We start from the raw sequence: 25,908 nt of genomic DNA on the forward strand, positions 1-25,908 counted from the left end.
AAACAATTTTTTATTCACTTAAAACTCAGCAAAATGAGAACAAAAAACACCTTCGGAGTACACTTTATACTCCGGGAAATCCGAGGAAAAGTCGGATTATCAGCCATTTACATGCGCATCGTAGTCAACAGCAGCCGGTCTGAGGTTTCTTTGAAAAGAACCCTCAATCCTGACGATTGGAACGATGCAAAGGGATTTGCCAAACCGAAGGATGAGAACCTTCGCCAGCTAAACAGCGACCTGGAACAGCTTCGCGGAATGGTAACAAACCACTACCATGACTTGCAATTGCAGAAGAAAACTATCACTGCGGAGATACTTAAAAATCTCTTTGCAGGCATCAAAGACTCCGAACACACCTTGCATACTATCGTTGAATACCACAACACGAACATGAAAGATGTTTTGGCGCCCGGTACGATGAAGAATTACTACACCACAGCTGGATACTTGAAAGAATTTGTCCAACAGCATTACAAGCGTTCCGATATTTTTCTATCTGAGCTTGATTATGGGTTCATTACCAAATTGGAGCATTTTTTAAGAAAGCGGGTGCCGGAAGATCACCAGAAGAAATTAGAGAATAATGGCTTGATGAAGCATTTGGAACGCGTCCATAAAATTATCCGCTTAGCAGTTAAAATGAGTTGGATTGAAAAAGATCCTTTCGCCATGTTTCAATTAAAGTTTAACAAAACTGAACGCGGCTATCTTACAATGGCGGAATTGAATAAGATTGAAAATAAAAAGCTTACGATTGAGCGTATAGCATATGTACGTGATCTTTTCGTGCTTAGCTGTTACACTGGTTTGGCTTACATTGATGTAATGGAACTTACGCCTGATAAAATAATCAGGGGAATTGATAATAATAAATGGATTAAGACCACCAGGGAGAAAACGCGGATTCCCGTAAATGTCCCCCTACTTCCACAGGCTGAAAAGATTATTGAACGTTACAGAGAACATCCCAAAGCGATAGCAGGAGGAACTTTGCTGCCAAGTATCTCCAATCAGAAGCTGAATACTTATTTAAAGGAAGTAGCAGACCTGTGTGATATTAGCAAGACATTGACCTATCACGTAGCCCGCCACACATTCGCAACGGCTGTAACGCTCTCTAATGGCGTTCCTATTGAAACTGTAAGCAAGATGCTTGGCCATACCACCATCAGGACAACACAGATATATGCTAAAGTAGTTGAGCGTAAGGTGAGTGATGATATGATCATACTTCGGGATAAGCTGGCACCTAAGCCAGTAGCAGTAAGAGCGGCCAAACGCAAATCAATTGGAAAAAATAACCTCAAAAAAGCCTCTTAGTCATGTCAACACCAACAACATTAATAGAATTATTGAGTGGCAAAGTATACAAAGTCCGCGGCCAGGCCGTAGTACTTGATTTTGATGCCGCCGCCTTATACGAAGTAAATATTGCCACATTACATCGAACAGTAAGCAAGAATTCAAAACGCTTCCCGCCGGACTTCATGTTTTGGCTGACCCTTGATGAATGGCAAGATATTGCTGAACAAATATCTCCCGGCTTGTCGGTTTCAAAAACGCTGCCGCCATTGGCCTTTACGAACAGTGGCTTGTTCATGTTATCCAGTGTACTAAAAGGACAACGTGCCGCCCAGGTCAGTGTGATAATTATCGAATCGCTATTCTCTTATAAAAAAATCATTCAATAAGTTGCCCAATTGAGCAACTTTAATTAAATTTGTATGCAGCAGTTTAGAAAAGTAAAGTACTATAAAAGGTATGCGCTTGATTTTATCGAAGCGCAAAAACCTAAAGTGATCGCAAAAATAGACTGGACGATCAGGTTAATAGAAAATGTTCCAAGAGTGCCATCGACTTATCTTAAACATTTAGAAGGAACGAATGGCCTTTACGAGATGAGAGTTCAGCACGGGAGTGACATCTATCGGATTTTTTGCTGTTTTGACGAGGGGACGCTGGTGGTCCTTTTCAATGGTTTCCAAAAGAAAACACAAAAGACACCAGCAGAGGAAATAACAAAGGCTTTAACTATAAAAAAGGAATATGAGCAAGAATAAAAATCTAATCTCTTCTGATGAGGTAATCGAAGAACGGTATGGCCCAATCGGCACTCCTTCCCGTGATAAATTTGAAAGGGAGGCTGAAGCCTTTATCATAGGCGCGATGTTGAAAGAGGCCCGGCTGTCTAAGGGGATGACTCAGGAAGAACTGGCCGAAAAATGCGGCACAACCAAAGCCTATATCTCGAAAGTTGAAAACAACCTGAAAGACGTGCGGCTGTCTACCCTTCGCAACATTGTTGAGAATGGTCTGAACGGACATTTGCAACTCTCTGTTCAATTGTAATTATAAAACCCATATATATCGCATATCGCGATACCTGTTAAGGGGTCACAATTCGTGACCCCTTTTTTATTCTGATCTATTTTAATTCATAGGAGTCTACGCTGGTATAAAAAGCTCTCAACCCCTACCAAAGTTGTCATTTTCTGATTTGGCTGATTGCGAATTTTGAAGCCCGATAAATCAGAAAGATATGGAAACAACACAACAAAGGACAAGAACGTCCGGAACAGTGCCCACCAGGGACCAGATTTTAACCCAAAGCGATCTTTTGGAGTTCAAAGAAGATATACTTCAGGAATTTAAGCGCATTATCAAAGAGTGTGTCAGCGGCCAACCAGGTAAGAAATGGCTGAAATCAGCCGAGGTTAAAAAATTGCTCGGTATTTCCCACGGCTTCCTGCAATCATTAAGGGATAGCGGAGTGCTGCCGTTTACTAAAATTGGCGGCTCCATTTATTACGATTATGAAGATATCTCCTTTATGATGTCAACCAATAAAAGCGCTTAATTATGGAACTTAAACGTAAAGCAAAACGCTTCAAAGCGAAGATCAGGGCGCAGGCCTCCAAGCTGCTTCCGTCAACAAATGGGTTCGGTTACGAAATGCCGCCTGAAAAAATAGTAGTAGAAATTTACTTCGATCAGAAAGGATTCCCGAACCAGGCCGGACTATTCTTCAAATTCTATGACCAGGCAAATTGGAGCAGTCCGAAAGGAACACCCTACCGCAATTGGAAGCTGTTAGCCAGCGACTGGCTATTTAATTACCAGCAAGAACTTAAACTGGAAAAGCGCTTACGAACCAATGGTTTATTCTCCGGCGGCTTTTAAGCCGCTTGCACCACAATCTATAATTATAAAGATCTATTAATCTAAAATTCTAAAAATCTATAATTCTATAATCATGGCAAAGATCATCACGATAGCCCACCAAAAAGGCGGCGTAGGTAAAAGCACCTTAGCAATCAATCTTGCACTCTGTTTCCAGGATCAGTTATCGGTAGCACTGGTTGACACCGATCTACAAGGCAGTATATACCATAGCCGGGACGATTTTCCGGAGTTAGTTGTCATCGGCGCCGACAAGCTGGCCGATATCGAAAAATTAGCTTTCGATCTGATCATTGTTGATACACCTCCATACTTATCCAATAAGTTGCCTGAATTGTTCCAGCACTCCGATTTTATTTTGGTACCGACCAAAGCCGGCTTTTTTGATGTCATGGCGATCCGTTCAACCGTCGCACTTATTAAGGAGGCTATGGCAAAGTTTTCTAATATCCGCGCAGGTATCGTGCTAAATATGGTTAAGCCTCGTTCCGGCATTACCCATGATGTGCGGCAGCTTTTGGAAACTTTGGACGTAAGTTTATTAGAAACGGTGATCCATGACCGGGTGAGCATTGCCCGTTCTTCAATGACGGGAGGAGTATTACAAAGTGGCGACCAAAAAGCAAAGGATGAGGTCACCTCGCTTGCAGAGGAAATTGTCGAATTGATCAGTGTATAGCAATATAGTTTTCTATATAGCTATCATTCTATAATTATAAAGTTCTGCATTTATAGGATGTTAGGTTTCTAAGTATAGTAAGCTACAATCCTATAATTCTACAATTCTATATTTCTATAAGCACCAAGCAGCAATTGTAGAGTTCTATAAATCTATAAAATAAAACAATGGATAAATACAAAGATAAACTGGGCGGGCTGGCTAATAAATTGAAACAGGAACGGCCCAAAACGCCGATCCAAGAAGTACAGCCGGTAAAGGCCCAAACGGTCGTCAAAGCCGCAGAAGTACAGTTTAACAACTGGATACCAAAATCACTGTTGAAGCGCATAAAGGCGTTTGGCGTTGAGTATGATCGCTCCTTAAAGGACATCAATATTGAAGCACTTGAACTATATCTAAGCAATAAGGCGAAGCCCAATCAAACAACAAAAAATGTCGAATAAAACACTGATAGCAGGATTAGACCGCCCGCTTCGCAGCAGTCAGCAAGATGTACAATTGTGTCACAATTGAATCTTGCCCCGGCCTCCGCTGTCGGCCACGGTCCAGGCAAAAATCCTCCGAAGTCGGATTTTTAAAGAATAACAATATGAGTGTACAGGAAGATAACAGATCAAGGTGGTATAATATCCGCTTGAAACCTGACGAGTACCGATTGCTGAGCGGCAGGTTCAAGAAGACCCAGTTTAGGAAACTGAGCGAATACATGCGCAGCCTGCTTTTGGATAAGCCCATAACGGTCTATTACCGTGATAAGGCAATGGATGATGTGCTGGAAGAAATGATCCTGCTCAGGCAGGAACTCAACGCTATCGGCAACAATCTTAACCAGGCCATGCGCAGTATCAACAGCACTCACGGAAATGCCGATACCAGGCTTTGGATGAATTTGATGAGCGTGGTCAATAGCAAACTGGAACCATCCATCACACAGATCAAAGAAAGAATGAATCAATACGCGGATATATGGTCGCAAAAATTAAGAGCGGCAAAAGCCTGATCGGTGCGCTCAACTATAACGAGAATAAAGTGAAGCAGGGAAAAGCGCTGTTAATTGATGTGGCAGGTTATTATAAGGACCGTGACGATTTATCTTTTTATGACAAGCTTTTCAGGCTGACTGATCTTGCCGCCATGAACCAGCGTGCAAAAACCAACTCGGTACATATTTCCCTGAATTTCCCGAACGGTGAAAATTTGCCGGATGAAAAGTTAAGTGAAATTGTTAAAGACTACCTTCTTGGGGTCGGCTTTCAAACACAACCCTATTTGGTTTACCGCCATGAGGATGCCGGGCACCCGCATATCCATATCGTAACCACTAATATTAAACGTGACGGCGAACGGATAAGCCTTCACTACCTGGGCCAAAATGAATCGGAGAAAACGAGAAAAGCGATTGAGATCAAATATGGGTTAATGAAGGCTGAAGAACAACCAAAGCAAAAGGCGGATCTAAAAGTCGGTGTTGAAGCAGCCGAATACGGTAAAGCCGAAACCAAACGGGTGATCACTAATATCCTCGGTTTTACGTTGAGGGCCTATAAATTCACGAGTATTCCCGAACTCAACGCGGTTTTACAACCATACAATATCCAAGCCGACCGGGGTTCTAAAGACTCCCGGATGTATGCACGTGAAGGATTGGTTTACTGGATACTCGACCGGCAAGGTAACAAGGTCGGTGTGCCGATCAAGGCCAGCACGATCTATGGTAAACCGACACTGAAAACATTGGAGGGAAAGTTCAGGCTTAATGAGCAATTGCGTAAGCCTTTCAAAGCAGGCCTTATTAAAATACTGGATGAGGTATTAGCGAAACCACAAACCAAAAGCAACTTTCAAAAGGCCCTAAGAGCAAAAGGCGTCCACTGTATTTTACGCCAAAACGACGAAGGCCGCATTTATGGCGTAACCTTTATCGATCAAAAAAATAAAGCGGTCTTTAATGGTAGTGATCTAGGGAAAATCTACAGTGCCAATCAACTCAGCGCACAGTTACTTCCCGACCCATTGGCAAAAACCACCGGCCAAAATCAAGGCACTTTCGGCCTGGATACATTCAATCAGGCATCAATCAGCGGTGACGAAATGTTTGATGTTTTATTCGCTGCTGAGCGTGAAGACCTGGCCGCCCTAAATAAATTCAAACGCAAAAAACGTAAAGGACTTAATCTCTAACATTATGCAAACCGGAGAAAACGAACAGGCATTGCGCAAGATCATTGATTTTACCAGGCTACTCAGCATCGCCATATTGATCATTCATTTTTATCTATCCTGTTATTCAGCATTTCAGGAACTGAAATTAACGCATAAGATCGTCGACCATATCCTGGTGCCGCTATCCAGAATGGCCGTCTTCAAAACCGTACTGGTCGCAAAACTCAGCGCACTGGCATTACTGATCGTATCACTGGTCGGTAGCAAAGGCAAACGCGACGACAAGATCAGGTCCAGGACCGTCATTACCTATTGTCTGACCGGCTTGCTCATTTATTTTTTCAGTAGTTACCTGTCGGGCTGGCTTTACATCGGCGCGACCGCATTCGGTTATCTCTTATTTATGACGGGCGGCGGACTGCTCTTCCGGATGCTGAAACTCAAACTGGGCGGGGACATTTTCAACAAAGAAAATGAAACCTTCCCCCAGGAAGAACGCCTGCTCGAAAATGAATATTCTATTAATTTACCGGCGAAATACCAGTTGAAAGGCAAGGAACGGGATAGCTGGATCAATATCATCAACCCCTTTCGCGGCACACTGGTCGGCGGCAGCCCTGGCGCGGGTAAGTCTTATTTCGTTATCCGGCATATCATTACCCAACATATCGCCAAAGGGTTCACTATGCTCATTTATGATTTTAAATATGATGATCTTTCCCGCATCGCTTATAATGCGCTGCGACATCATGGCGGCCGTTCATTTTATGTGATCAACTTTGAAAATATTATGCACCGCAGTAATCCTTTGGAACCAGATACCATGCTGGATATCACTGACGCGATTGAATCTGCACGTACCATCATGCTGGGTTTGAACAGAGAGTGGATCAAAAAACAAGGTGATTTCTTCGTGGAATCACCAATCAACTTCGTCACTGCGCTCATTTGGTTCCTGAAAAAATATGAACGCGGAAAGTATTGCACGCTGCCGCATGTCATCGAATTATCGCTGGTTGATTACAAGGAATTATTTGCTGTCCTGGCGAGCGAACCAGAAATAGAAGTATTGATCAACCCATTTATTTCGGCCTGGCGAAATGAAGCTTTCGAGCAATTAGAAGGTCAGGTAGCCAGCGCGAAGATCAGTTTAGCCCGGTTGAGTTCGCCGCAACTTTACTATGTATTGAGCGGTAATGATTTTTCATTAGACATCAATAATCCAACCGATCCCAAGATTGTCTGCCTGGCCAATAATCCGCAGAAGTCGCAGGTTTACGGCGCGGTCTTATCGCTTTATGTCAATAGAATAAATAAGCTGGTTAATCGTAAAAATCAACAAAAGTGCAGCCTGATCTTCGATGAGTTCCCTACCATTTACTTTAACGGCATTGACAACCTCATCGCTACGGCACGTTCCAATAAAGTAGCCGTGACTTTAGCGGTACAAGACTACAGCCAATTAAAAAAAGATTATGGCCGTGAGCAGGCCGAGGTGATCATGAATATTGTCGGCAATATTGTTTGCGGGCAGGTTACCGGCGATACCGCCAAACAATTATCTGAACGCTTTGGTAAGATCAACCAGGTCAAAGAGAGCATATCTATCAACAGCAGCGACACTTCCGTTAGCAAATCCACCCAATTAGATTACGCCATACCCGCTTCAAAAATAGCCGGGCTATCATCGGGCGAGTTCGTTGGCATGGTCGCCGACGACCCCGCGAACAAGATCGACCTCAAAACTTTTCATTGCCAGATCCAAAACAACCATGATGCTATACGGTTGGAAGAACAAACTTACGAGGCCATACCGCAGCCCAGGACGAGTTCAATTGCCGAAATTCAAATGAACTACCAGCGGATCAAGGAAGATATCAAAGCCCTGGTCGGCCCAATCGGTGCCGCGTAGCAACTCATTATTACCGAACCGTGACCTCCGCGGACGGCAAGTATGCTTACCTTTGATTTATGAAGAAAATAGGATTTCTGTCATTCGGGCATTGGTCCGATCATCCCTCGTATCAAACCCGTACCGCAGCCGATACCTTGCTGCAATCCATTGACCTGGCTGTTGCGGCAGAGGAAATTGGTTTGGACGGTGCCTATTTCAGGGTTCATCATTTCGCGCGCCAGTTGGCCTCACCATTCCCTTTACTCTCGGCTATCGGGGCTAAAACCAGTAAAATTGAAATAGGGACAGGTGTGATCGACATGCGTTATGAAAATCCCATGTATATGGTGGAAGATGCCGGTGCCGCTGACCTGATCTCCGGCGGGCGCTTACAGTTAGGCATCAGCCGGGGTTCACCCGAGCAGGTGATCGAGGGTTGGCGCTATTTCGGTTACGAACCGGAAGAAGGCAGGGACGATGCCGATATGGGGCGTCAAAAGGCTTTAGCGTTTTTGGATAAATTAAAAGGTGCCGGATTCGCCCAGCCTAACCCGCACCCGATGTTCCCGAATCCGCCGGGTTTATTGCGCCTGGAACCACACTCCGAAGGTTTGCGGGAACGGATCTGGTGGGGAGCGGCCTCTAATGCGACCGCGGAGTGGGCGGCCGAGCAGGGCATGAACCTGCAAAGTTCCACCCTGAAATTCGACGAAAGCGGCAAACCCTTTCATATCCAGCAGGCTGAACAGATCAGGTTATACAAAGAGGCCTGGAAAAAAGCAGGGCATCAGCGTGAACCCAGGGTTTCGGTCAGCCGCTCCATTTTTGCACTGGTAACGGACCAGGACCGGTATTACTTTGGACAGCAGGGAAAAGGAGCCGATAGTTTTGGTTACATTGAAGCGGACAAACGTGCGGTCTTCGGCAAGAGTTATGCAGCTGAACCCGATGAGTTGATCAAAGAATTAACCCAGGACGAAGCGATCCAGGAAGCAGACACGGTGCTTTTGACCATACCGAACACTTTGGGCGTCGATTACAACATCCATGTGCTCCGGGCTATTCTGGAGCATGTTGCCCCTGGACTGGGTTGGCGATGAATTCAGGCCTGCTCTGTTACCAGGTCGCCGATGCTGATATGTAACAAAGTGCAGATTTCTGTCAATGCCTCCAGTGTCAGGTCGCGCGTCCCGGATAACCAGCCCCGCAGTTCATTCATTTCCGCGCGGATATGATTGCCGAATTGTAAACGGTTCAAACCTGTTTCCCTGAGCAAATGCTCTATACGGGCACCTAAAGCCAACCGATGTTCCCTGTGCAGCAGATCAGCAGCACATACCTTGTCTAAAAGACGACCTAAAAAGGTCAAGCTGTTTCCTGTTTTCATGGCGTAGTGTTAAAGGTGAATGACAAGATAAGAAAATCAGGCGCTAATTGTTGTGACTTGTTGAAAAGTTAATGATCTGTTAATGGTTTATTTATGATTCCGAATCTTTGATTATGCTGGAAGAATTGGAAAAGAAATTCGGGCTGACCGAAAGTCAATGGGGCATGTTTACGGCAAATGTAACCCAACTGGAAAGTAGGGTCCGGATGGTTTACACGATTGCGGTTACCGGCTGATTTTCGGCAAAAGCGCGAACAGGCACCGGCAGCACTTAATAAGAATGGCCAGGGCCAGAAGTAAACTCACTTCGGTCCACTTACTGATCTTTGCCTTCGTAGTCATGATGATTTTTGGCACGATCATGAAAGCCCTAGTGCAAAAAATAAAAATCACCGGGAAATGACCGCGATTTATGTTAAACTTGTACATGGACGCGACCACAGCCCACCAGGGCTTTCACCAGAAGATCAAAGCCGCGGGTGTACTGATCGCCGTGGGTATCGTTTTCGGCGATATCGGCACCTCGCCGCTCTATACCTATAACGCTATCTTTCATCCGGGGGAGGTCATCAGCGCCGCTAAAGCGCTGGGTGTATTGAGCTGCGTCATCTGGACGCTGACTCTGCAGACCACGCTCAAATATGTGCTGATCACGCTCCAGGCTGATAATAAAGGCGAGGGCGGTATCTTCTCGCTGTTCGCGCTCATCAAGCGCTATTACCGCAAATGGCTCATTTTCCTGGCCATCATCGGCGGCTCTTTTATGATCGCTGACGGCATCATTACCCCGCCCATTTCCGTAGCCTCAGCCGTGGAAGGGATGCGGGATATTTATCCTGATATCCCCACCGTTCCCATTGTCATCGCGATCCTGATCGCGCTTTTTGTCATCCAGCAATTCGGCACCCAGCAGATCGGCAAATTCTTCGGGCCGGTGATGGTCGTCTGGTTTACTTTTATCGGTGTCATCGGGGTACTGGCCCTGCGACATGAACCCAGCGTGTTCAAAGCCGTCAACCCGGCTTATGCCTATGAGCTGCTGGTTCATTACCCCAAAGGCTTTTGGTTACTGGGCGGCATTTTTCTCTGTACCACCGGCGCAGAGGCTATGTACAGCGACATGGGACATGTGGGCCGGAACAATATCCGGGTGAGCTGGATCTATATCAAGATCGCCCTGATCCTGTGTTATGCAGGGCAGACCGCCTGGTTGATTACGGCCGGCAAGGCCAATACGCTCAGCCCTTTTTACAATATCGTACCGCAGGTGATCTACCTGCCGGCCGTGATCCTGGCCACGCTGGCCACCATTATTGCCAGCCAGGCGCTGATCAGCGGTTGTTTCACGCTCGCCAATGAGGCTATCCACCTGGGGTTCTGGCCGCGGCACCGGATCATATTCCCGGGTACCGTGCGGGGGCAGCTCTATATTCCGTTCTTTAACTGGGCGCTGATGGTGGCCTGTATCGGGATGGTCCTCTATTTCCGCGAATCCACGAAGATGGAAGCGGCTTTCGGGCTCTCGGTCACCCTGACCATGCTGACGACCACCATCCTTGTGGCGCTGTGGCTGCGGGCAAAACGCCGGCCCATTGTCCTGGTAGCTGCGGTGACGCTGCTGTTCTTATCGGTCGAGCTTTCCTTTTTGGTGGCCAACCTGCAGAAGATCAAAGAAGGCGGCTGGATCATGCTGGTGATCGGCGCGCTCATTACCGGGGTCATGCTCGTCTGGCGCAGCGGCCGCCTTCAGCAGCAGTCGCTGGTCACTTTCCGGCAATTGCAACCGGAATACCTGGAAAAACTGGTCACGCTCAGCCATCATGACGAGTTGCCGGGTTTCGCCACCCACCTCATCTACCTGACGGCCGCTAAACACCCGGGTGAAGTGGAAGATAAAACGTTATGGTCCATCTTCTCCAACCCGGTCAAAAAGGCCGACGTTTATTGGTTTTATCACGTAGAGATCACGGACGAGCCTTATACTTTACAATACCGGGTCACTGCCCTCTCAGAAAATGATGTATACCATGTCAGCCTCCGGCTGGGTTTCCGGGTTTACCCGCGGGTCGATCTCTTTTTCCGGCTGATCGCGGCCGAACTGATCCAGAGCGGTGAACTGGAACTGGAACGGACCTCAATCATGGAGTTTGCCGCCAACCATATCGGTGATTATAAATTCGTGATCGTCAATTCCTACCTTTCTTTTGATAACGAGCTGCCTTTCTGGAAAGCGCTGCTCATCCGGAGCTATTATAACCTGAAAGGGATCGGCGTGACGGACGATGTGAATTACGGGCTGGATACGAGTAATGTGATCATCGAAAAATATCCCCTGATTTTCACCAACCGGCAGCCCCTTAAACTGGAACGGATCTGACCGATTATTTTTTATACACCCTCATGGCAAAAAAGTAAGCCACGACCATGATCCCGACGCACCAGGCCAGGGCAACCCATATGGAATGGCCTACAGGTTGGTTTGAAAGTAGCGCCCGGATGCTTTCCACAATAGCAGTCACCGGCTGATGTTCGGCAAAGGCGCGAACAGGCCCCGGCATCGTCTTGGTCGGCACAAACGCCGAGCTGATCAAGGGCAGAAAGTGGATCGGATAGGCGATTACGCCTGCGCCATCCACCGATTTTGCGGCCAAACCGGCAATCGCGGCTACCCAGGTAAAGGCCAGTGTAAACAGCGCGAGTATCCCGGCCACGGCAAGCCATGACCCTACACCCGCCGGTGAGCGGAAGCCCATGAGGAGCGCAATGAGAACGATGACGGTAAGCGAAAGCACATTGGATACCAACGAGGTCAGCACATGCCCCCATATCGCTGCCGAACGTGCGATCGGCATGGAGTTAAAACGCTCGAATATGCCCCGTTGCTTATCTAAAAACAGGCGATAAGACACGTAGCCAATACTGTTGGCAATGGCAATTAGCAGTATACCAGGCAACAGGTAATTCACATAATTCTTTGTGCCGGTTTGAATAGCACCGCCTAACACATAGACGAACAACAACATCATGGCAATTGGCATGATGGTGACCGTGATGATGGTATCCATGCTGCGGAAGATATGGCGCATGGAACGCCCAAGCATCACACGCATATCCTCGAAAAAATAGTTTTTTATCGTTTCCATTAGTTATCGTTTTTTTTACCAACGATGGCGAGAAATATCTCCTCCAATGTCGGCTGTTTTTCAATATATTCAACCTTTGCGGGCGGGAACATTTTTTTCAGTTCCGCCAGCGTACCGCTCTCGATAATCCTGCCCTCATGCAGAATGGCGATCTGATCAGCGAGCTGTTCGGCTTCATCCAAATACTGGGTAGTCAGAAATACCGTCGTACCATTGTTAGCAAGTTCTTTGATCATCTTCCAAACCTCCATACGTGCCTCCGGATCAAGCCCGGTGGTCGGTTCGTCAAGAAAAATAAGCGGCGATTCTCCAACAAGGCTCATGGCGATATCGAGCCGGCGTCGCATACCGCCCGAATAGGTGGAAACCCCACGGTTGGCCGCTTCAGTCAGGCCGAAGCGATTAAGCAAATCGCCCGCGATCTGATGCGGATTGCTCATGTGTCTCAGCCTGGCGATCATGATCAAATTTTCCCGCCCGGTCAATATCTCGTCCACGGCAGCAAACTGCCCGGTCAGGCTGATCGAGGCCCGCACATTGGCTGCCTTTGATACCACATCGAATCCGTTTACCATGGCCATGCCACTGTCTTGTTTCAGCAGCGTAGTGAGGATCTTAACGATCGTTGTCTTGCCCGCACCATTGGAGCCAAGCAGAGCGAAAATAGTGCCCTTTTCGACCTCGAAATCTACGCCTTTCAGTACCTGAAGCTGCTTGTATGACTTTTTCAGCCCTGTCACCTGGATTGCTGTGTTTCGCATATTCATTCCTCCTTAATTTAAATAATGGTAACCTTTGATAAATCGACGACAAATAGCCCTTTAAGCCCGGCATAGGTCAACTTATCCATCATAGCCCCATCAAAGCAGACGGTTTTGAAGGCCCGGTAAGATTTGTTGGTGATGGAAAAAGGTAGCCGGAATGATACGTTTCTGAGTGTCGCCCCTGTAAAAGAAACATCGTTCAGCGCGGATTTGTCAAACTGGACACCAATGAAGGTCTGCCCGTCAAAATGCATTCCCCGCAAGTCGGAATATTTGAAATCCACGCCGTTAAAGATGCAATTCTCAAAGATGGTTTTTCTAAGATCGATCATGGTTAACTTCACGTCGGTCAGTGCTGCATCTATAAATTTCGTTCCGGCCAGCGACGACTTATTGAAGTCGGTACGTACCAGGACGGATTTGCGGAAGCTCGCATCATCCAGGCTCGTAATGGAAAAAGTGCAGTCAGTTAGATTTGCCCCATCAAAATTGGCTTCATGCGCCTCGCTGACCTCAAACAAGGTGCCGGTTAGATCGGCCCCGGCAAAGTCAGCTCTGCGCAATGGGGTCGCTTTGAATTTTCCTTTGTGTAAAACAACGCCAGCGAAGTCACCCTCTTGCAGATTGACCGCAGTGAGGTTGATCGGCACCTGGCGCGCCGGAGTACCGGAAAGATCATCAGTTTCCTGTACCCTTTGTTCAGTCTCAGCGGCCTGGAAGTTTTCTGAAAAATAGTTCAGGTCAACCTCCAGGATTTCCGAGAGCCGGTTAAACGTAATGATGTCAGGGCTTGATTCTCCGCGTTCCCATTTTCCAACGGCTTGCGGGCTGATAAATAGAAACCCGGCAAGTTGCGCCTGGGAAATATTTTTTTTCTTTCGCGCTTCGGCAATCCTATTACCGATTGTTTTAGTATTTAACATCGTACTATCTTTTATTTATTTCGACACCGCAAAGATAGACAGGTTCATTCCCGGAAACCCTAAAAATGAGGCCACGATTAGTTGTATTTACGCTACTTATAGTTGTTATCAGCGGCAATATGTAGTGCCTGCCACGGCTCATTGTAATAATGGAATGTAATATATTACCTTTTAATAGTCTATTTTTGCAATGGCGATAATGATGCCGGATTAGTTGTGGCTATCACATGAATGCAGAAATAGAAAGAACATTGCTCCATAAAAAAATCAGCCCAACGGCAATGCGGCGGCTGGTATTGGATTTTTTGTTGAAACAAAATACGGCTATCAGCCTGAATGAACTGGAAAAAGGATTAGCGCCTGCTGACCGGATCACCATCTACCGGACATTAAAAACTTTTGAGGAAAAAGGCTTGGTTCACCTGATCGAAGACGGAACCGGCTCTTCCAAATATGCTTTGTGCAAGGAAGAATGTAATCCCGGTGAGCACCACGACCTGCATGTTCATTTTAATTGTATATCCTGCAAGGAAACTTTCTGCTTGCCCGATTCAAAAATCCCCGATATTTCCTTACCCGGAAAATTCAGCGCTTTAGAAATGAACCTGGTGGTAAAGGGTATCTGTGCGCAATGCTCCAAATAATGCAATTCCATTGCATGGCTTAAAGCCGTTACTTTGCGAAAAATAACAATATCTTATGCACAGCCATTCGCACGACCACGGACACGACCATGCTCATTCTCACCAGGTTACTTTAACTAAGGTGAATGCCGCTTTTATAATCGGCATATCGCTGAATTTTCTTTTTGTGGTGGTTGAAGTGATCACTGGTTTATTTATTCATTCTGTTTCCCTGCTTTCTGATGCCGGCCATAACCTGGCCGATGTGGCTGGTTTAGGATTATCTTTATTAGCATACCGCTTATTAAAAGTAAAACCAACGGATCAATTCACCTACGGTTACAAAAAGACATCGGTGATCGTGGCGCTGTTTAACGCGGTCGTGTTATTGATCTCAATTGGCGCTATTGCCTATGAAGCGATTTTACGATTTATCCACCCTGAACCGCTGCCTGGCCTGAGCATTGCTATCGTTGCCGGCATCGGTATTTTTGTCAATGCGATCAGCGCATTCTTATTCATGAAGGATAAAGAAAAAGACATTAACATCAAAAGCGCCTATCTGCACCTGATGTTTGATGCCCTGGTTTCATTCGGTATCGTTGTGGGTGGTGTCCTGATCTATTTTACACACTGGTACTGGCTGGACAGTGTCCTGAGTATCGTGATCGTGTTGGTGCTGATCTCGGGCACCTGGAAACTGCTGCTGCAAAGCTACCGCCTGTCAGTAGACGGCGTGCCGGAAAATATTGACCTGGATGAATTGAAAACAATAGCGCTGAAAATTCCGGGGGTTGCCGATATGCACCATATCCATGTCTGGGCCATCAGCACCACGCAAAATGCCTTAACGGCGCACCTGGTTTTAGCGGACAATGTTCCGGTTCAGGACGAAAAAAAAATCAAGCACCGGCTGAAGCATGATCTTGAGCATAGCAATATCCAGCATAGCACACTGGAAACCGAAAGAGAAGCGGATCGCTGTGCTGTCATCATTTGCAAATAGCCTTGAACAATATTTAACTATATTGGTATCTAATAAAAAAACAAGCCTATGATCAATTTGACCCAACTGAAAGACAAACTATTGCCAGGCAAACTGGTATCCCTGCTTTCCGGCAGGAACAAGGAACATATCCATCCCTCCGAAGTGGCACATATGCTCAACAGCCTGCCGTTAAAATCGGCGTTGGATACCTTTTTGGAACTGCCGGATGCTTCGCAACTGCTCTTGTTTAACTTCTTAGGCTCTTATCTGCAACAAAGCATGATCGGCGCGATGCCAAAGGAAAAAGCGGCTGCTTTGCTGAACCGTTTAAATTCTACAGACCGTTATACCTTTTTCAGTTCGCTGAATGGCCTGCAGCGCTCTTCCTTTTTAAAATTATTGGATGAAAGGAACCGCAAAGCAACCCAGGATATGCTCGGTTACCCCAAGCAAAGTGTTGCCCGTTTGGTCAATACCTCTTTTTGCACACTGGAGCAGGACATGAGCATTGCACAGGCTACCGAACATTTGCGGCTCCACCATGAGGATTCGGATGCCGCCGATGTGATCTATATAACCGACAAGGATGGTAAATTAATAGATGATATGCCGATCAGGAGATTGGTGCTGAATGAAGCCAGCAAAACCATTCATGATATTATGGACTGGTCATATGTAAAACTGGACATCGAAGATACGACTGACGAAGCGATTTCCCGCTTTAAACAATATGACCGGACCGTACTGCCGGTGACCAATGCGGACAATGTGCTGCTGGGCGTGGTTACCGTTGATGACCTGATCGATGTGGCTGAACAGAAAAGCACAAAAGAAATGCAGCGTTTCGGCGGTGTGGAGTCATTGGAATATCCGTATGTCAAAACTTCTGTTTTTTCCCTGATCAAAAAAAGGGCAGGTTGGCTCATCATATTGTTTGTAGGCGAAATGTTCACCGCGACCGCCATGGGCTTTTTTGAAAAGGAAATTGCCAAGGCCGTCGTTCTGGCGCTCTTTGTCCCGCTGGTGATTTCCAGCGGCGGTAACAGCGGCTCACAGGCAGCTACGCTGATCATCCGGGCACTGGCCGTAGGTGAACTGACCATTAAAAACTGGTTTTACGTGATGCGCCGGGAGCTATTATCCGGTTTGTCGTTAGGTGTGATCTTAGGCGCAATCGGGTTTTTAAGGATCACCGCCTGGCAGAAATTGGGCTGGTATGATTACGGAACCCACTGGCTGCTGATGGCGACTACAATCTTCTTTTCCCTGATCGGTATTGTCATGTGGGGAACGCTGAGCGGTTCTATGATCCCTATTGTACTTAAAAAGTTGAAGCAAGATCCGGCTACTTCTTCCGCGCCATTTGTGGCCACTTTAGTTGACGTAACCGGATTGGTGATCTATTTCAGTATCGCTGCCATTTTATTAAAAGGGACGATATTATAATCCGGTTTCCTATGAACATATTGATCATTGAGGATGAAGCACGTATAGCCACGCTGGTGAAACAGGGCCTGGAAGAACAGGGGCATACCGCAACGGTGGCTTACGATGGGTTGAACGGTAAAAAACTGGCCCTTCAAAACGATTACGACCTGGTGATCTCGGATATCATCTTACCACAGCTCACCGGTATTGAACTATGCCGGGAAATCCGCATGGCTAAGCCTGGTCTGCCTATTATTCTGCTTACAGCTTTAGGCACAACTGACGACAAAATAGAAGGCTTTGATGCCGGTGCGGATGATTACCTGGTGAAACCTTTTGATTTTCGGGAACTATTGGTGCGCATCCGGGCGGTGATGAACCGTAAAAGCGGCAGTCACCTTTCGCAACCCGATATTTTAAGGTATGCTGACCTGGAATTAAATAACCAGACCAAAACCGTAAGCCGTTCTGGCAAAACCATCAGCCTTACGCCAAAAGAGCTGAAATTGCTGGAATACATGATGCACAACCGGGAACGGGTTTTATCGCGTACCGAAATTGCGGAAAAGGTATGGGATACCCATTTTGATACCGGTACCAATTTTATAGATGTGTACATTAACTACCTGCGTAAAAAAATCGACAAGGATTTTGATACGAAGCTCATCCACACGAAATCGGGCCTCGGTTTTATTTTTATAGCAGCGTTATGACCATCCGCAATAAACTCACCTTTTTGTTTACGGCCATCATCGCCAGTCTGTTGTTCGCTTTCGCATTAGTGGTCTATTTTTCTTTCTCCCATAACCGGGAAGAAGAATATTACAGTTCACTGCGCCATGCTGCTATCAATAAAGCGAACCTGTTATTGGATGCGAAAATCCCACCTGCTGTCTTACAATTGATCTATCATAACTCCGAAAATACTTTATTGGAAGAAGAGGTAGCCATCTATGACACTTCTTTTCATTTGCTTTACCATGATGCCGTTGAAATAGATAAGGTAAAGGAAACCAAACAGATGATCGCCCGGATCGTCAGCCAAAAGGAGATCAAATTTTACCAGGGCGATTTGCAGGTGGTGGGTATCCTGTATCACCACAACAACGCCAATTATGTCATTACCGCAGCAGCAAAAGATCAGAATGGCTACGTTAAGTTAAGTAATCTTAAATACACACTGATCGTCTGTTTTTTTGTTGCCGTATTCCTGATCTATATCGCGGGTCATGTCTTTTCGAGCAAAGCCTTAAAACCCGTTTCTGATATGGTGGACAAGGTGGAGGAAATAACAGCAACCAATTTGGACTTGCGCATCGATACGGGAAAAGAAAAAGATGAGATCAGCGAACTGGCCGTCACCTTCAATGAAATGCTTAATCGTTTGGAAAAGTCTTTTGATGCGCAAAAAGAGTTTGTCTCCAATATATCGCACGAACTGCGCACCCCGCTTACGGCCATGCTCACCGAATTACAGGTTGCTGTTGAAAAGGAAAGAAGCAACGATTCCTACAAAGCCTCCATTCATCACGCCATCAGCGATGTGCAGAAACTGGTACGCCTGTCTAACAGCCTGCTCGACCTGGCCAAAGCTAACTATGACCATACCGAGATCAGCTTTAAAGAGTTGCGTTTAGATGAGGTGATCCTGGATGCCCGTAATGATGCCTTGCATGACCAGCCTGGCTGTAAAATAGACATTCGTTTTGAGCAGGAAATAGAAGGTGATAATTTCATTTCCATTTTAGGGAACGAATACCTGTTACGGGTTGCCTTTAAAAACCTGATGGAAAATGGCTGCAAATTTTCCAAAGCAAAGGAAGCTACAGTATCGATCAGCTACAGCAGTGATAAAACTATCCTGCGTTTCATCGATCAGGGTTTAGGTATTGATGAAGCCGAACTCCCGCACATCTTTGAATCGTTTTACCGGGGCGCCAACAAGCAGTTTGCCGGTGGGAACGGGATTGGGCTGTCCCTCACCAAAAAGATCATCGAACTGCATAAAGGCATCATAACCGTAAGCTCTCAGGTTAATGAGGGAACCACGTTCAACATTGAACTTCCGCATGTATAAATGCTCCAATTCTAATGAATTTCTAATTTTTTTCTAATAGTCCTCTAACGGCCCGTCGAAAACAGGCCATCTACCTTTGCGCCTGTAAATAATCGCTGTCCCCGGCAGCAATTATTGATTAAAAGCAAAAGGTCATGAAAAAAAATCTATTCTTCCCTATAGGGCTTGCCGGCTGTATGTTTATGATGGCAGCCTGCCATCAACCGGAAGCCGCCAAAGAAACAAGCGATTATACTTTATCCGGCGATACGATCCAGGTAACGCCAAACTCCAAACTGGCGGGTAAGCTTAAAAACGATGTGGTGAAAGAGCAATCGTATCGCTTACAACTATTGACAGCGGGTACGGTAAAAGCCATCCCAACTCAATATGCCGAGATTGCGCCGCCATTTTCGGGCCGGATTACCAGATCCTATTTAAAGCTGGGGATGCGTACCACACCGGAAACCCCTTTGTTTGAAGTGAGTTCCCCGGATTTTATCACGGCGCAAAAGATCTTTTTCCAGGAGAAAGCTCAGCTGCAGCTGGCAGAAAAAACCCTGAAAAGGCAACAGGATCTGACGGCGCATGGTGTGGGCACACAAAAAGATATGGAAGAAGCCAAAACCGCCTATGAGGTCGAAAAAAAAGAATATGAGAACGCGGTGATCGGTATCAAAATATTTAAGGCCGACCCGGATCAACTGGTGCTGGGTCAGCCCTTGGTGGTGCGTTCGCCCATTGCCGGTCAGGTGATCGAAAACAAGGTGGTGCTGGGGCAATTTATCAAAAATGATGCGGCCAGCGTGGCAACTGTAGCCGAACTATCTAAAGTTTGGGTAGCGGGACAGATTAAGGAAAAAGATATCCGCTTTATCCACGAACTGGATGAATGCTCCATTCAAATCGCTGCCTTGCCAGAGAAACAGGTTAAGGGCAAAGTTTATCATGTGAATGATATGGTGGATGAAGACACGCGCAGCGTTCAGGTACTCATCGAATGTAACAATGCGGATCGCACGTTAAAACCGGGTATGTATGTTACCGTAGATTTTGATAATGCACCTTCCCAGGTTATTCTGATTCCTACCACAGCTGTATTGCAAATGAACGATGAGAGCTTTGTATTTACAGAACCGGCACCAGGGAAATATGTAAAACGAAAAATTGAAACAGCCAATACCGATCATGACCAGGTAGTGATCAAATCAGGCTTAAAATCAGGGGACCGGATATTAACCTCTGGTGGCTTTTATCTACTGGATGCCAAATAAAATACAGCCATCATGAAGAAACTAATTTTTACCGCTATAAACAAGCGCTGGCTTTTCGCGGCGTTATTCGTCCTGCTGGCCATATTTGGCTATTATTCCTGGACACAGTTATCTGTAGAGGCTTATCCTGATATTGCCGATGTGACCTCGCAGGTAGTGACACAAGTACCCGGCCTTGCTGCCGAAGAGGTGGAGCAACAGATTACTATTCCCGTAGAAAGGGCATTGAACGGGATGCCGGGCATGCATGTGATGCGCAGCAAAAGCACGTTTGGGCTTTCTATCATCACTATCGTTTTTGAAGATGGTATTGAGGACTACTGGGCCAGGCAACGCATTACCGAGCGCCTGGGCGATGTCACCCTGCCTTATGGCGCACAGCCCGGCCTTGACCCGCTAACCTCACCCATCGGGGAGATCTATCGTTATATCATCGAAAGCAAAAATCATGACCTGCGGGAGATCACCGATCTGCAAACCTGGACGATTATTCCGCGCATCAAGCAAGTGGCAGGCGTTGCCGATGTGACCAACTTTGGCGGTATCACCACGCAATACCAGCTGGAGGTTGATCCTGGCAAGCTGGAACAATACAAACTTTCCCTTACCGATATACAAGCCGCTATCAATAATAACAATGCCAACGCGGGCGGTAGCGTACTGACACGGGGCGACCTGGGTTATGTAGTACGCGGCATCGGCCTGGTAAAAACATTGGAGGGCTTGGGTAACGTTGTTGTTAAGTCGGTCAATGGCGTACCTGTTTTTTTAAAGGACGTAGGTACTTTGAAATACGGCAACCTGGAACGAAAGGGCATTTTAGGTTATACCGACCGTAAAGTAAATTACAGTGAAGGCGATGAAGGCATCGTGCTGCTGTTAAAAGGCGAAAATCCATCAAAAGTATTAGGGGGCATCCATGCCGCTGTGGATGACCTGAATAAAAATGTATTACCCGAAGGGGTAAGGATCAGGCCGTATATAGACCGGACCAGCCTGGTTGACACCACCCTGCATACCGTATCGCATACGTTGCTGGAGGGCATGACCCTGGTTATTATTGTGCTGATTGTTTTTCTGGGTAATTGGCGCGGTGCATTGATCGTGGCCATCACCATCCCGTTGGCCTTATTGGTTGCTTTTATACTGATGCACTTTACTCATATCCCGGCAAACCTGCTTTCGCTTGGAGCCATCGACTTTGGGATTATTGTAGACGGTGCTATTGTAATGATGGAAACCATTTTGAAAAAGAGAGAGGAAAGCCCGACAGAAGAATTGCAGGAAAACACCATCGGGCAAAGAGCATTGGCCGTTGCCAAACCTATTTTGTTCTCCACGGTGATCATCATTACTGCTTACCTGCCCCTGTTCTCTTTTGAAAGGGTAGAAAAGAAATTGTTTACCCCGATGGCTTTTACGGTGGGTTTTGCCTTGCTGGGTGCATTGGCGGTTGCGCTGTTGCTGATACCGGGCCTGGCTTATGCCGTTTACCGGAAGCCCCGGAAACTCTTCCAAAACAAATGGTTGGAGAAGTTGACTAAAGCCTATTTTGAAGGCGGCAAAAAGGTGATGAAAAAACCAACGCAGGTTTTTATTCCTTTGGCCATTGCCTTAATTGGTGCGGTTGCCCTTTCCATCACCGTAGGTAAAGATTTTTTACCCCCTTTGGATGAAGGCTCTATATGGTTACAGGTGCAATTGCCTCCGGGCGTATCCTTACAGAAATCAAAAGAAATGAGTGATACCCTGCGGCAGCACACCATGAAGTACAGTGAAGTAACCTATATGATGGTGCAGGCAGGCCGTAACGATGATGGTACCGATCCCTGGACAGCCTCGCACTTTGAATGCAGCATTGGCATCAAACCTTACAGCGAATGGAAAAATGGAAGGACAAAAGCCGACCTGATTAACGATCTGGCCAAAGAATATGCAACTATGCCAGGCTATACGGTCGGTTTCAGCCAGCCTATGATCGATGGCGTGATGGATAAAATTGCAGGCGCGCACAGCGAACTGGTGGTAAAAATATAMGGGGAAGATTTTAAAGAGACACGCCGTATTGCAGAAAATGTAATGAGCACGATCAAAAGCATCAAAGGTGCCGCCGATGTGGCTATTGACCAGGAGCCGCCATTACCGCAACTGCAGATATCTGTTGATCGCGATGCCGTAGCCCGTTATGGCCTGAATGTAAGCGACGTATCTGAACTGATTGAAGTAGCTATTGGAGGCAAAGCTATATCACAGGTGTTTTCCGGCAATAAAGTATTTGATGTGATCTGCCGCTATAACGAAGAAAGCCGCAACACGCCCGAAAAAATTTCCAACCTGATGCTTACGTCTCAAACAGGTGCCAAAATCCCATTGTCGCAAATTGCAACCGTAAAAACTGCGACAGGCGAAAGCACCATTACCAGGGAATTGAACAAACGCCATCTGACTGTTAAACTCAATTTGCGCGGCAATGATCTGACCGCGTTTTTAAACGAAGCGCAAAGTAAAATTGAAAGTACCATCAAGTACGATCATGACAAATACACGATCAAATGGGGCGGGCAGTTTGAAAACCAGAACCGGGCCTATGCCAAGCTGATGGTGATTGTACCGCTGGCTCTGGCCATTATGTTCTTATTGCTCTATGGGGCGTTCGGCAAATTCCGCCAGGCTGGATTGATCTTGTCCATTGTGCCACTGGCTTTATTCGGCGGGATGCTGGCATTGAACATCAGGGGTATGACATTGAATGTGTCTTCGGCCGTAGGATTCATCGCCTTGTTTGGTGTAGCCATACAGAATGGCGTAATACTGATCTCGCACATCAATGACCTGCGGAAAAAAGGATACGATTTACTAAAAGCTGTTGTGGAGGGAGCCGAAGATCGTTTTCGCCCGGTATTGATGACCGCCACTGTTGCAGCATTGGGTTTACTGCCCGCATCGCTGGCAACAGGCATCGGTTCTGATGTGCAAAGGCCATTGGCGACGGTAATTGTATACGGATTGTTTGTAGCAACAGCCATTACCCTGTTTGTGCTGCCTGCCCTGTATTACATGCTGGAAAGCAAATGGGGAAAGGATGATTTTAAACCGGCAGAACCTCAGAAATAAGCTTTAAAGACATGAAAACTAAGAATTTCAATATCATATATCTGTTTTTATTCATCGTAGTGATGAAGAATACAAAAGCATTGGCGCAGCAAAGCGCTGATACCGCTTTTGCAAAGATCAAACTACCACTTGCGCAATTTTTAAGTCTGGTGGGAAAACAGAACCTGGATTATCAGGCTCAAAAATACAATGTAAGTATTGCCGAAGCAGGAATAGAATCCGCGAAAGTGTTTCCCGATCCTGAATTATCTTTCGGGGCATTCGATAATCAGAATACCAGTAAGAAACTGGGCTACGGCTATAACGCCGGCCTGAGCACCACTTTGGAATTGGGCGGAAAAAGAAGGTCAAGGATAGATCTGGCTAAAAGCCAGGTGGAGCTAAACAAAGCCATGCTGGAGGATTATTTCCGTAACCTGCGGGCCGACGCGTCACTGGCTTATTACACGGCCATACAGAATTTTTATATTTTCCAGGTTCAGAAAAACTCCTGGGAAAATATGGATAAGCTGGCCAAGGCTGATTCTATCCGTTTTAAACTGGGTGCTATTACACAAACCGATGCACGGCAATCCAAACTGGAAGCAGGTACCTTAAGAAATACCCTGTTCCAGAATGAAGCTGACTGGAAAACAGCGCTGGTACAACTTAACTTACTGACCGGCAAAGCCCATGCTGATACCTTATTTATGCCTTCAGGCGATTTTGATAAACTGGACAGGGATTTTTCATTGGGTAACCTGATTGCCAACGCGCAAAATAACAGGGCCGATCTGGTGGTGGCTTTAAACACTAAAACCGCTGCTGAAAAAAGCCTGCAACTGGTTAAAGCCAACCGGACAATTGACCTCGGCATTAACCTGGGTGGCACTTACAATGCGGCAGCTACCAGCGACATAGCGCCAACACCGGCTTACCGTAGTTTGAATGCCGGACTGTCCATACCCCTGAAATTCTCCAATCATTATAAGGGGGATATTAAGGCCGCGCAGTACACCATCAAACAATCGGCAGTACAATATGACCAGGTGTTGCTGCAAATCCAAACGGAAGTGATGCAGTCCTGGATGAATTATAAGGCGGCGCAGCAACAGGCCACGCAGTTTAAGAATGGTTTACTAACCGAAGCACAAAAAGTTTTGGACGGGAAAACCTACAGCTATAAACGTGGCGAAACCTCGCTGCTGGAGGTGTTGAATGCCCAGCGTACTTATAATGATGTGCAGCAGAGTTACTATCAGGCCCTATTCAATTACGCCTCGGCCCTGATTACGCTGGAGCGCTCAGCAGGCATCTGGGATTTACAATAATCAACCGAATCATGAAAAAGAAATTTTACTTCATTTGCTTATCACTGGTTTTCCTGACCATGTTTTATTCCTGTGAAAAAGATCCCAGCGGTAATGGCAGCCTAATTATTACAGTGCATTATCATGACCAGCCCGTAGCAGCAGCCAAAGTATATTTAAAAATGGGTGTTTACACCAATCCAAACTTTACGGATAGCCAGTATGATGGTATCCTCACTACAGACGGCAACGGGATTACTACCTTCAGTAACCTGACACCCGGAAGGTATTATATAAAGGCCATTGGATATACAAATCAAACAACAGTACAGGGGGATACTATTGCCACTGTGGTACGCCGCTACAGGGGAGATAATATATCTAACTTTACTATTGATGTACAATAACCATGATCTGTGAGTATGTGATTCCGCCATCGGGATCATCATCTGCACAGTTATTTCAGAAACCGGTGATGAATATTCTTGCCATTAGTATTTGGTTATTAAAGCACAATACATCATTCCTGAGCGGAAAGCCGATGGCTTTTCATTCAGTTTGCTGATATGCTCATAACCGAGGTTCCGGAATAAGGTTTGCAATTGATGAAAACTGATCGGGTACGGCACCCAGGTATTGGCCTTATCGGTATCGTATTCGATGATCAGGAGTCGCGGGCTTCCGGCAAATAAGGTTTCCAGTTTCCTGATCAGGAGCTCTTTGTCTGACACATAATGGATCGCGTTGGCCATTAGGATACCGTCAAGACCAGTCAACCTCAACTCCTCCTTTTCAAAATTGGCTTTGACAAAATCAACACCGGGAATGTTCAACCGCTCTTGTTCCCGGTCAACTGCGGTAACGTGGCTTCCCTGTGGCAACAGATCGATCAGTGCACGGGTAAACGTACCGCTGCCACAACCTAAATCCGCCCAGGTCGGTTTCCTTGTTTTATCATAAATACATCAGCAAAAGGTGTGAATGATGTAATTTATAC

Annotated in this window: 28 protein-coding genes; 23 read left to right on the forward strand and 5 right to left on the reverse strand. The window is 46.3% G+C overall.

Annotated elements, in window-relative coordinates:
* Window positions 1-33: 33 nt before the first annotated feature.
* The 12 genes from AC1DQW_RS10355 (at window position 34) to AC1DQW_RS10410 (ending at window position 9,022) form a co-directional block, all read left to right on the forward strand.
* On the forward strand, window positions 34-1,323 hold the full coding sequence (locus AC1DQW_RS10355; RefSeq protein WP_477454008.1) for a site-specific integrase: 1,290 nt from the start codon (window positions 34-36) through the stop codon (window positions 1,321-1,323).
* A 2-nt stretch (window positions 1,324-1,325) separates the two neighbouring features.
* The gene (locus tag AC1DQW_RS10360; protein WP_477454009.1) at window positions 1,326-1,694 is read left to right on the forward strand and encodes an ORF6N domain-containing protein; all 369 of its coding nucleotides are present in this window, start codon (window positions 1,326-1,328) and stop codon (window positions 1,692-1,694) included.
* 33 nt (window positions 1,695-1,727) lie between these two features.
* Entirely contained in the window at window positions 1,728-2,063 is a 336-nt protein-coding gene (locus tag AC1DQW_RS10365) for a type II toxin-antitoxin system RelE/ParE family toxin (RefSeq protein ID WP_477454010.1), read from the forward strand.
* Window positions 2,050-2,352: a helix-turn-helix domain-containing protein gene (locus AC1DQW_RS10370; protein WP_477454011.1), complete on the forward strand. Its 303-nt coding sequence runs from the start codon at window positions 2,050-2,052 to the stop codon at window positions 2,350-2,352. Before AC1DQW_RS10365 ends, AC1DQW_RS10370 begins: the two co-directional genes overlap by 14 nt.
* Window positions 2,353-2,542: 190 nt before the next feature.
* Window positions 2,543-2,860, forward strand: a complete 318-nt coding sequence (locus AC1DQW_RS10375; protein WP_477454012.1) for a helix-turn-helix domain-containing protein — start codon at window positions 2,543-2,545, stop codon at window positions 2,858-2,860.
* Between the two features lie 2 nt (window positions 2,861-2,862).
* Window positions 2,863-3,183 (forward strand): hypothetical protein, encoded by a 321-nt coding sequence (locus AC1DQW_RS10380; protein ID WP_477454013.1) that lies wholly within the window; start codon window positions 2,863-2,865, stop codon window positions 3,181-3,183.
* A gap of 73 nt (window positions 3,184-3,256) precedes the next feature.
* The gene (locus AC1DQW_RS10385) at window positions 3,257-3,862 is read left to right on the forward strand and encodes a nucleotide-binding protein (RefSeq protein WP_477454014.1); all 606 of its coding nucleotides are present in this window, start codon (window positions 3,257-3,259) and stop codon (window positions 3,860-3,862) included.
* 167 nt (window positions 3,863-4,029) lie between these two features.
* Window positions 4,030-4,308 carry a hypothetical protein gene (locus AC1DQW_RS10390; RefSeq protein ID WP_477454015.1) on the forward strand — a complete coding sequence of 93 codons (279 nt, stop codon included), beginning with the start codon at window positions 4,030-4,032 and terminating at the stop codon, window positions 4,306-4,308.
* Window positions 4,309-4,454: 146 nt separating this feature from the next.
* Window positions 4,455-4,865, forward strand: a complete 411-nt coding sequence (locus AC1DQW_RS10395) for a plasmid mobilization protein (protein WP_477454016.1) — start codon at window positions 4,455-4,457, stop codon at window positions 4,863-4,865.
* Window positions 4,832-6,046 carry a relaxase/mobilization nuclease domain-containing protein gene (locus AC1DQW_RS10400; RefSeq protein WP_477454017.1) on the forward strand — a complete coding sequence of 405 codons (1,215 nt, stop codon included), beginning with the start codon at window positions 4,832-4,834 and terminating at the stop codon, window positions 6,044-6,046. Before AC1DQW_RS10395 ends, AC1DQW_RS10400 begins: the two co-directional genes overlap by 34 nt.
* Before the next feature lie 4 nt (window positions 6,047-6,050).
* Window positions 6,051-7,940 (forward strand): conjugal transfer protein MobC, encoded by a 1,890-nt coding sequence (gene mobC / locus AC1DQW_RS10405; RefSeq protein ID WP_477454018.1) that lies wholly within the window; start codon window positions 6,051-6,053, stop codon window positions 7,938-7,940.
* A gap of 59 nt (window positions 7,941-7,999) precedes the next feature.
* On the forward strand, window positions 8,000-9,022 hold the full coding sequence (locus AC1DQW_RS10410) for an LLM class flavin-dependent oxidoreductase (RefSeq protein ID WP_477454019.1): 1,023 nt from the start codon (window positions 8,000-8,002) through the stop codon (window positions 9,020-9,022).
* Window positions 9,023-9,024: 2 nt separating this feature from the next.
* On the opposite strand, the gene AC1DQW_RS10415 is transcribed toward AC1DQW_RS10410, so the two are convergent.
* On the reverse strand, window positions 9,025-9,309 hold the full coding sequence (locus tag AC1DQW_RS10415; protein ID WP_477454020.1) for a hypothetical protein: 285 nt from the start codon (window positions 9,307-9,309) through the stop codon (window positions 9,025-9,027).
* A gap of 113 nt (window positions 9,310-9,422) precedes the next feature.
* Here AC1DQW_RS10415 and AC1DQW_RS10420 point away from each other — a divergent pair, with 113 nt between their 5' ends.
* Entirely contained in the window at window positions 9,423-9,545 is a 123-nt protein-coding gene (locus AC1DQW_RS10420) for a hypothetical protein (RefSeq protein ID WP_477454021.1), read from the forward strand.
* Window positions 9,546-9,736: 191 nt separating this feature from the next.
* Entirely contained in the window at window positions 9,737-11,686 is a 1,950-nt protein-coding gene (locus tag AC1DQW_RS10425) for a KUP/HAK/KT family potassium transporter (protein WP_477454022.1), read from the forward strand.
* Between the two features lie 4 nt (window positions 11,687-11,690).
* Here the strand turns inward: AC1DQW_RS10425 and AC1DQW_RS10430 are convergent, their stop codons facing one another.
* From AC1DQW_RS10430 to AC1DQW_RS10440, 3 genes are read right to left on the reverse strand one after another with little or no spacing between them, the layout of a single operon-like run.
* Entirely contained in the window at window positions 11,691-12,452 is a 762-nt protein-coding gene (locus AC1DQW_RS10430) for an ABC transporter permease (protein ID WP_477454023.1), read from the reverse strand.
* Window positions 12,452-13,219, reverse strand: coding sequence for an ABC transporter ATP-binding protein (locus AC1DQW_RS10435; RefSeq protein WP_477454024.1), 768 nt, complete (start codon window positions 13,217-13,219; stop codon window positions 12,452-12,454). The genes AC1DQW_RS10430 and AC1DQW_RS10435 overlap by 1 nt, the downstream gene beginning before the upstream one ends.
* 11 nt (window positions 13,220-13,230) lie before the next feature.
* Window positions 13,231-14,139: a pentapeptide repeat-containing protein gene (locus AC1DQW_RS10440; protein ID WP_477454025.1), complete on the reverse strand. Its 909-nt coding sequence runs from the start codon at window positions 14,137-14,139 to the stop codon at window positions 13,231-13,233.
* A gap of 227 nt (window positions 14,140-14,366) precedes the next feature.
* On the opposite strand from AC1DQW_RS10440, the gene AC1DQW_RS10445 reads away from it, so the two are divergent.
* The 9 genes from AC1DQW_RS10445 (at window position 14,367) to AC1DQW_RS10485 (ending at window position 25,318) form a co-directional block, all read left to right on the forward strand.
* The gene (locus AC1DQW_RS10445; RefSeq protein ID WP_477454026.1) at window positions 14,367-14,783 is read left to right on the forward strand and encodes a Fur family transcriptional regulator; all 417 of its coding nucleotides are present in this window, start codon (window positions 14,367-14,369) and stop codon (window positions 14,781-14,783) included.
* Between the two features lie 55 nt (window positions 14,784-14,838).
* On the forward strand, window positions 14,839-15,768 hold the full coding sequence (locus AC1DQW_RS10450) for a cation diffusion facilitator family transporter (RefSeq protein WP_477454027.1): 930 nt from the start codon (window positions 14,839-14,841) through the stop codon (window positions 15,766-15,768).
* Window positions 15,769-15,816: 48 nt separating this feature from the next.
* The gene (gene mgtE, locus AC1DQW_RS10455) at window positions 15,817-17,196 is read left to right on the forward strand and encodes a magnesium transporter (protein WP_477454028.1); all 1,380 of its coding nucleotides are present in this window, start codon (window positions 15,817-15,819) and stop codon (window positions 17,194-17,196) included.
* 11 nt (window positions 17,197-17,207) lie between these two features.
* On the forward strand, window positions 17,208-17,891 hold the full coding sequence (locus AC1DQW_RS10460; protein ID WP_477454029.1) for a response regulator transcription factor: 684 nt from the start codon (window positions 17,208-17,210) through the stop codon (window positions 17,889-17,891).
* Window positions 17,888-19,255, forward strand: a complete 1,368-nt coding sequence (locus AC1DQW_RS10465) for an ATP-binding protein (protein ID WP_477454030.1) — start codon at window positions 17,888-17,890, stop codon at window positions 19,253-19,255. Before AC1DQW_RS10460 ends, AC1DQW_RS10465 begins: the two co-directional genes overlap by 4 nt.
* A 134-nt stretch (window positions 19,256-19,389) precedes the next feature.
* A complete protein-coding gene (locus AC1DQW_RS10470) occupies window positions 19,390-20,508 on the forward strand; it encodes an efflux RND transporter periplasmic adaptor subunit (RefSeq protein WP_477454031.1) in 1,119 nt (372 codons plus the stop codon).
* A gap of 12 nt (window positions 20,509-20,520) precedes the next feature.
* Entirely contained in the window at window positions 20,521-23,622 is a 3,102-nt protein-coding gene (locus tag AC1DQW_RS10475) for an efflux RND transporter permease subunit (protein ID WP_477454032.1), read from the forward strand.
* Window positions 23,623-23,633: 11 nt separating this feature from the next.
* Window positions 23,634-24,932 (forward strand): TolC family protein, encoded by a 1,299-nt coding sequence (locus AC1DQW_RS10480; protein ID WP_477454033.1) that lies wholly within the window; start codon window positions 23,634-23,636, stop codon window positions 24,930-24,932.
* Window positions 24,933-24,943: 11 nt separating this feature from the next.
* A complete protein-coding gene (locus AC1DQW_RS10485) occupies window positions 24,944-25,318 on the forward strand; it encodes a hypothetical protein (RefSeq protein WP_477454034.1) in 375 nt (124 codons plus the stop codon).
* Window positions 25,319-25,402: 84 nt separating this feature from the next.
* Here AC1DQW_RS10485 and AC1DQW_RS10490 read toward each other — a convergent pair whose 3' ends face one another.
* Window positions 25,403-25,873 (reverse strand): class I SAM-dependent methyltransferase, encoded by a 471-nt coding sequence (locus tag AC1DQW_RS10490; RefSeq protein ID WP_477454076.1) that lies wholly within the window; start codon window positions 25,871-25,873, stop codon window positions 25,403-25,405.
* Between the last annotated feature and the right edge of the window lie 35 nt (window positions 25,874-25,908).

Source organism: Mucilaginibacter sp. P5_A4 (assembly GCF_056400605.1).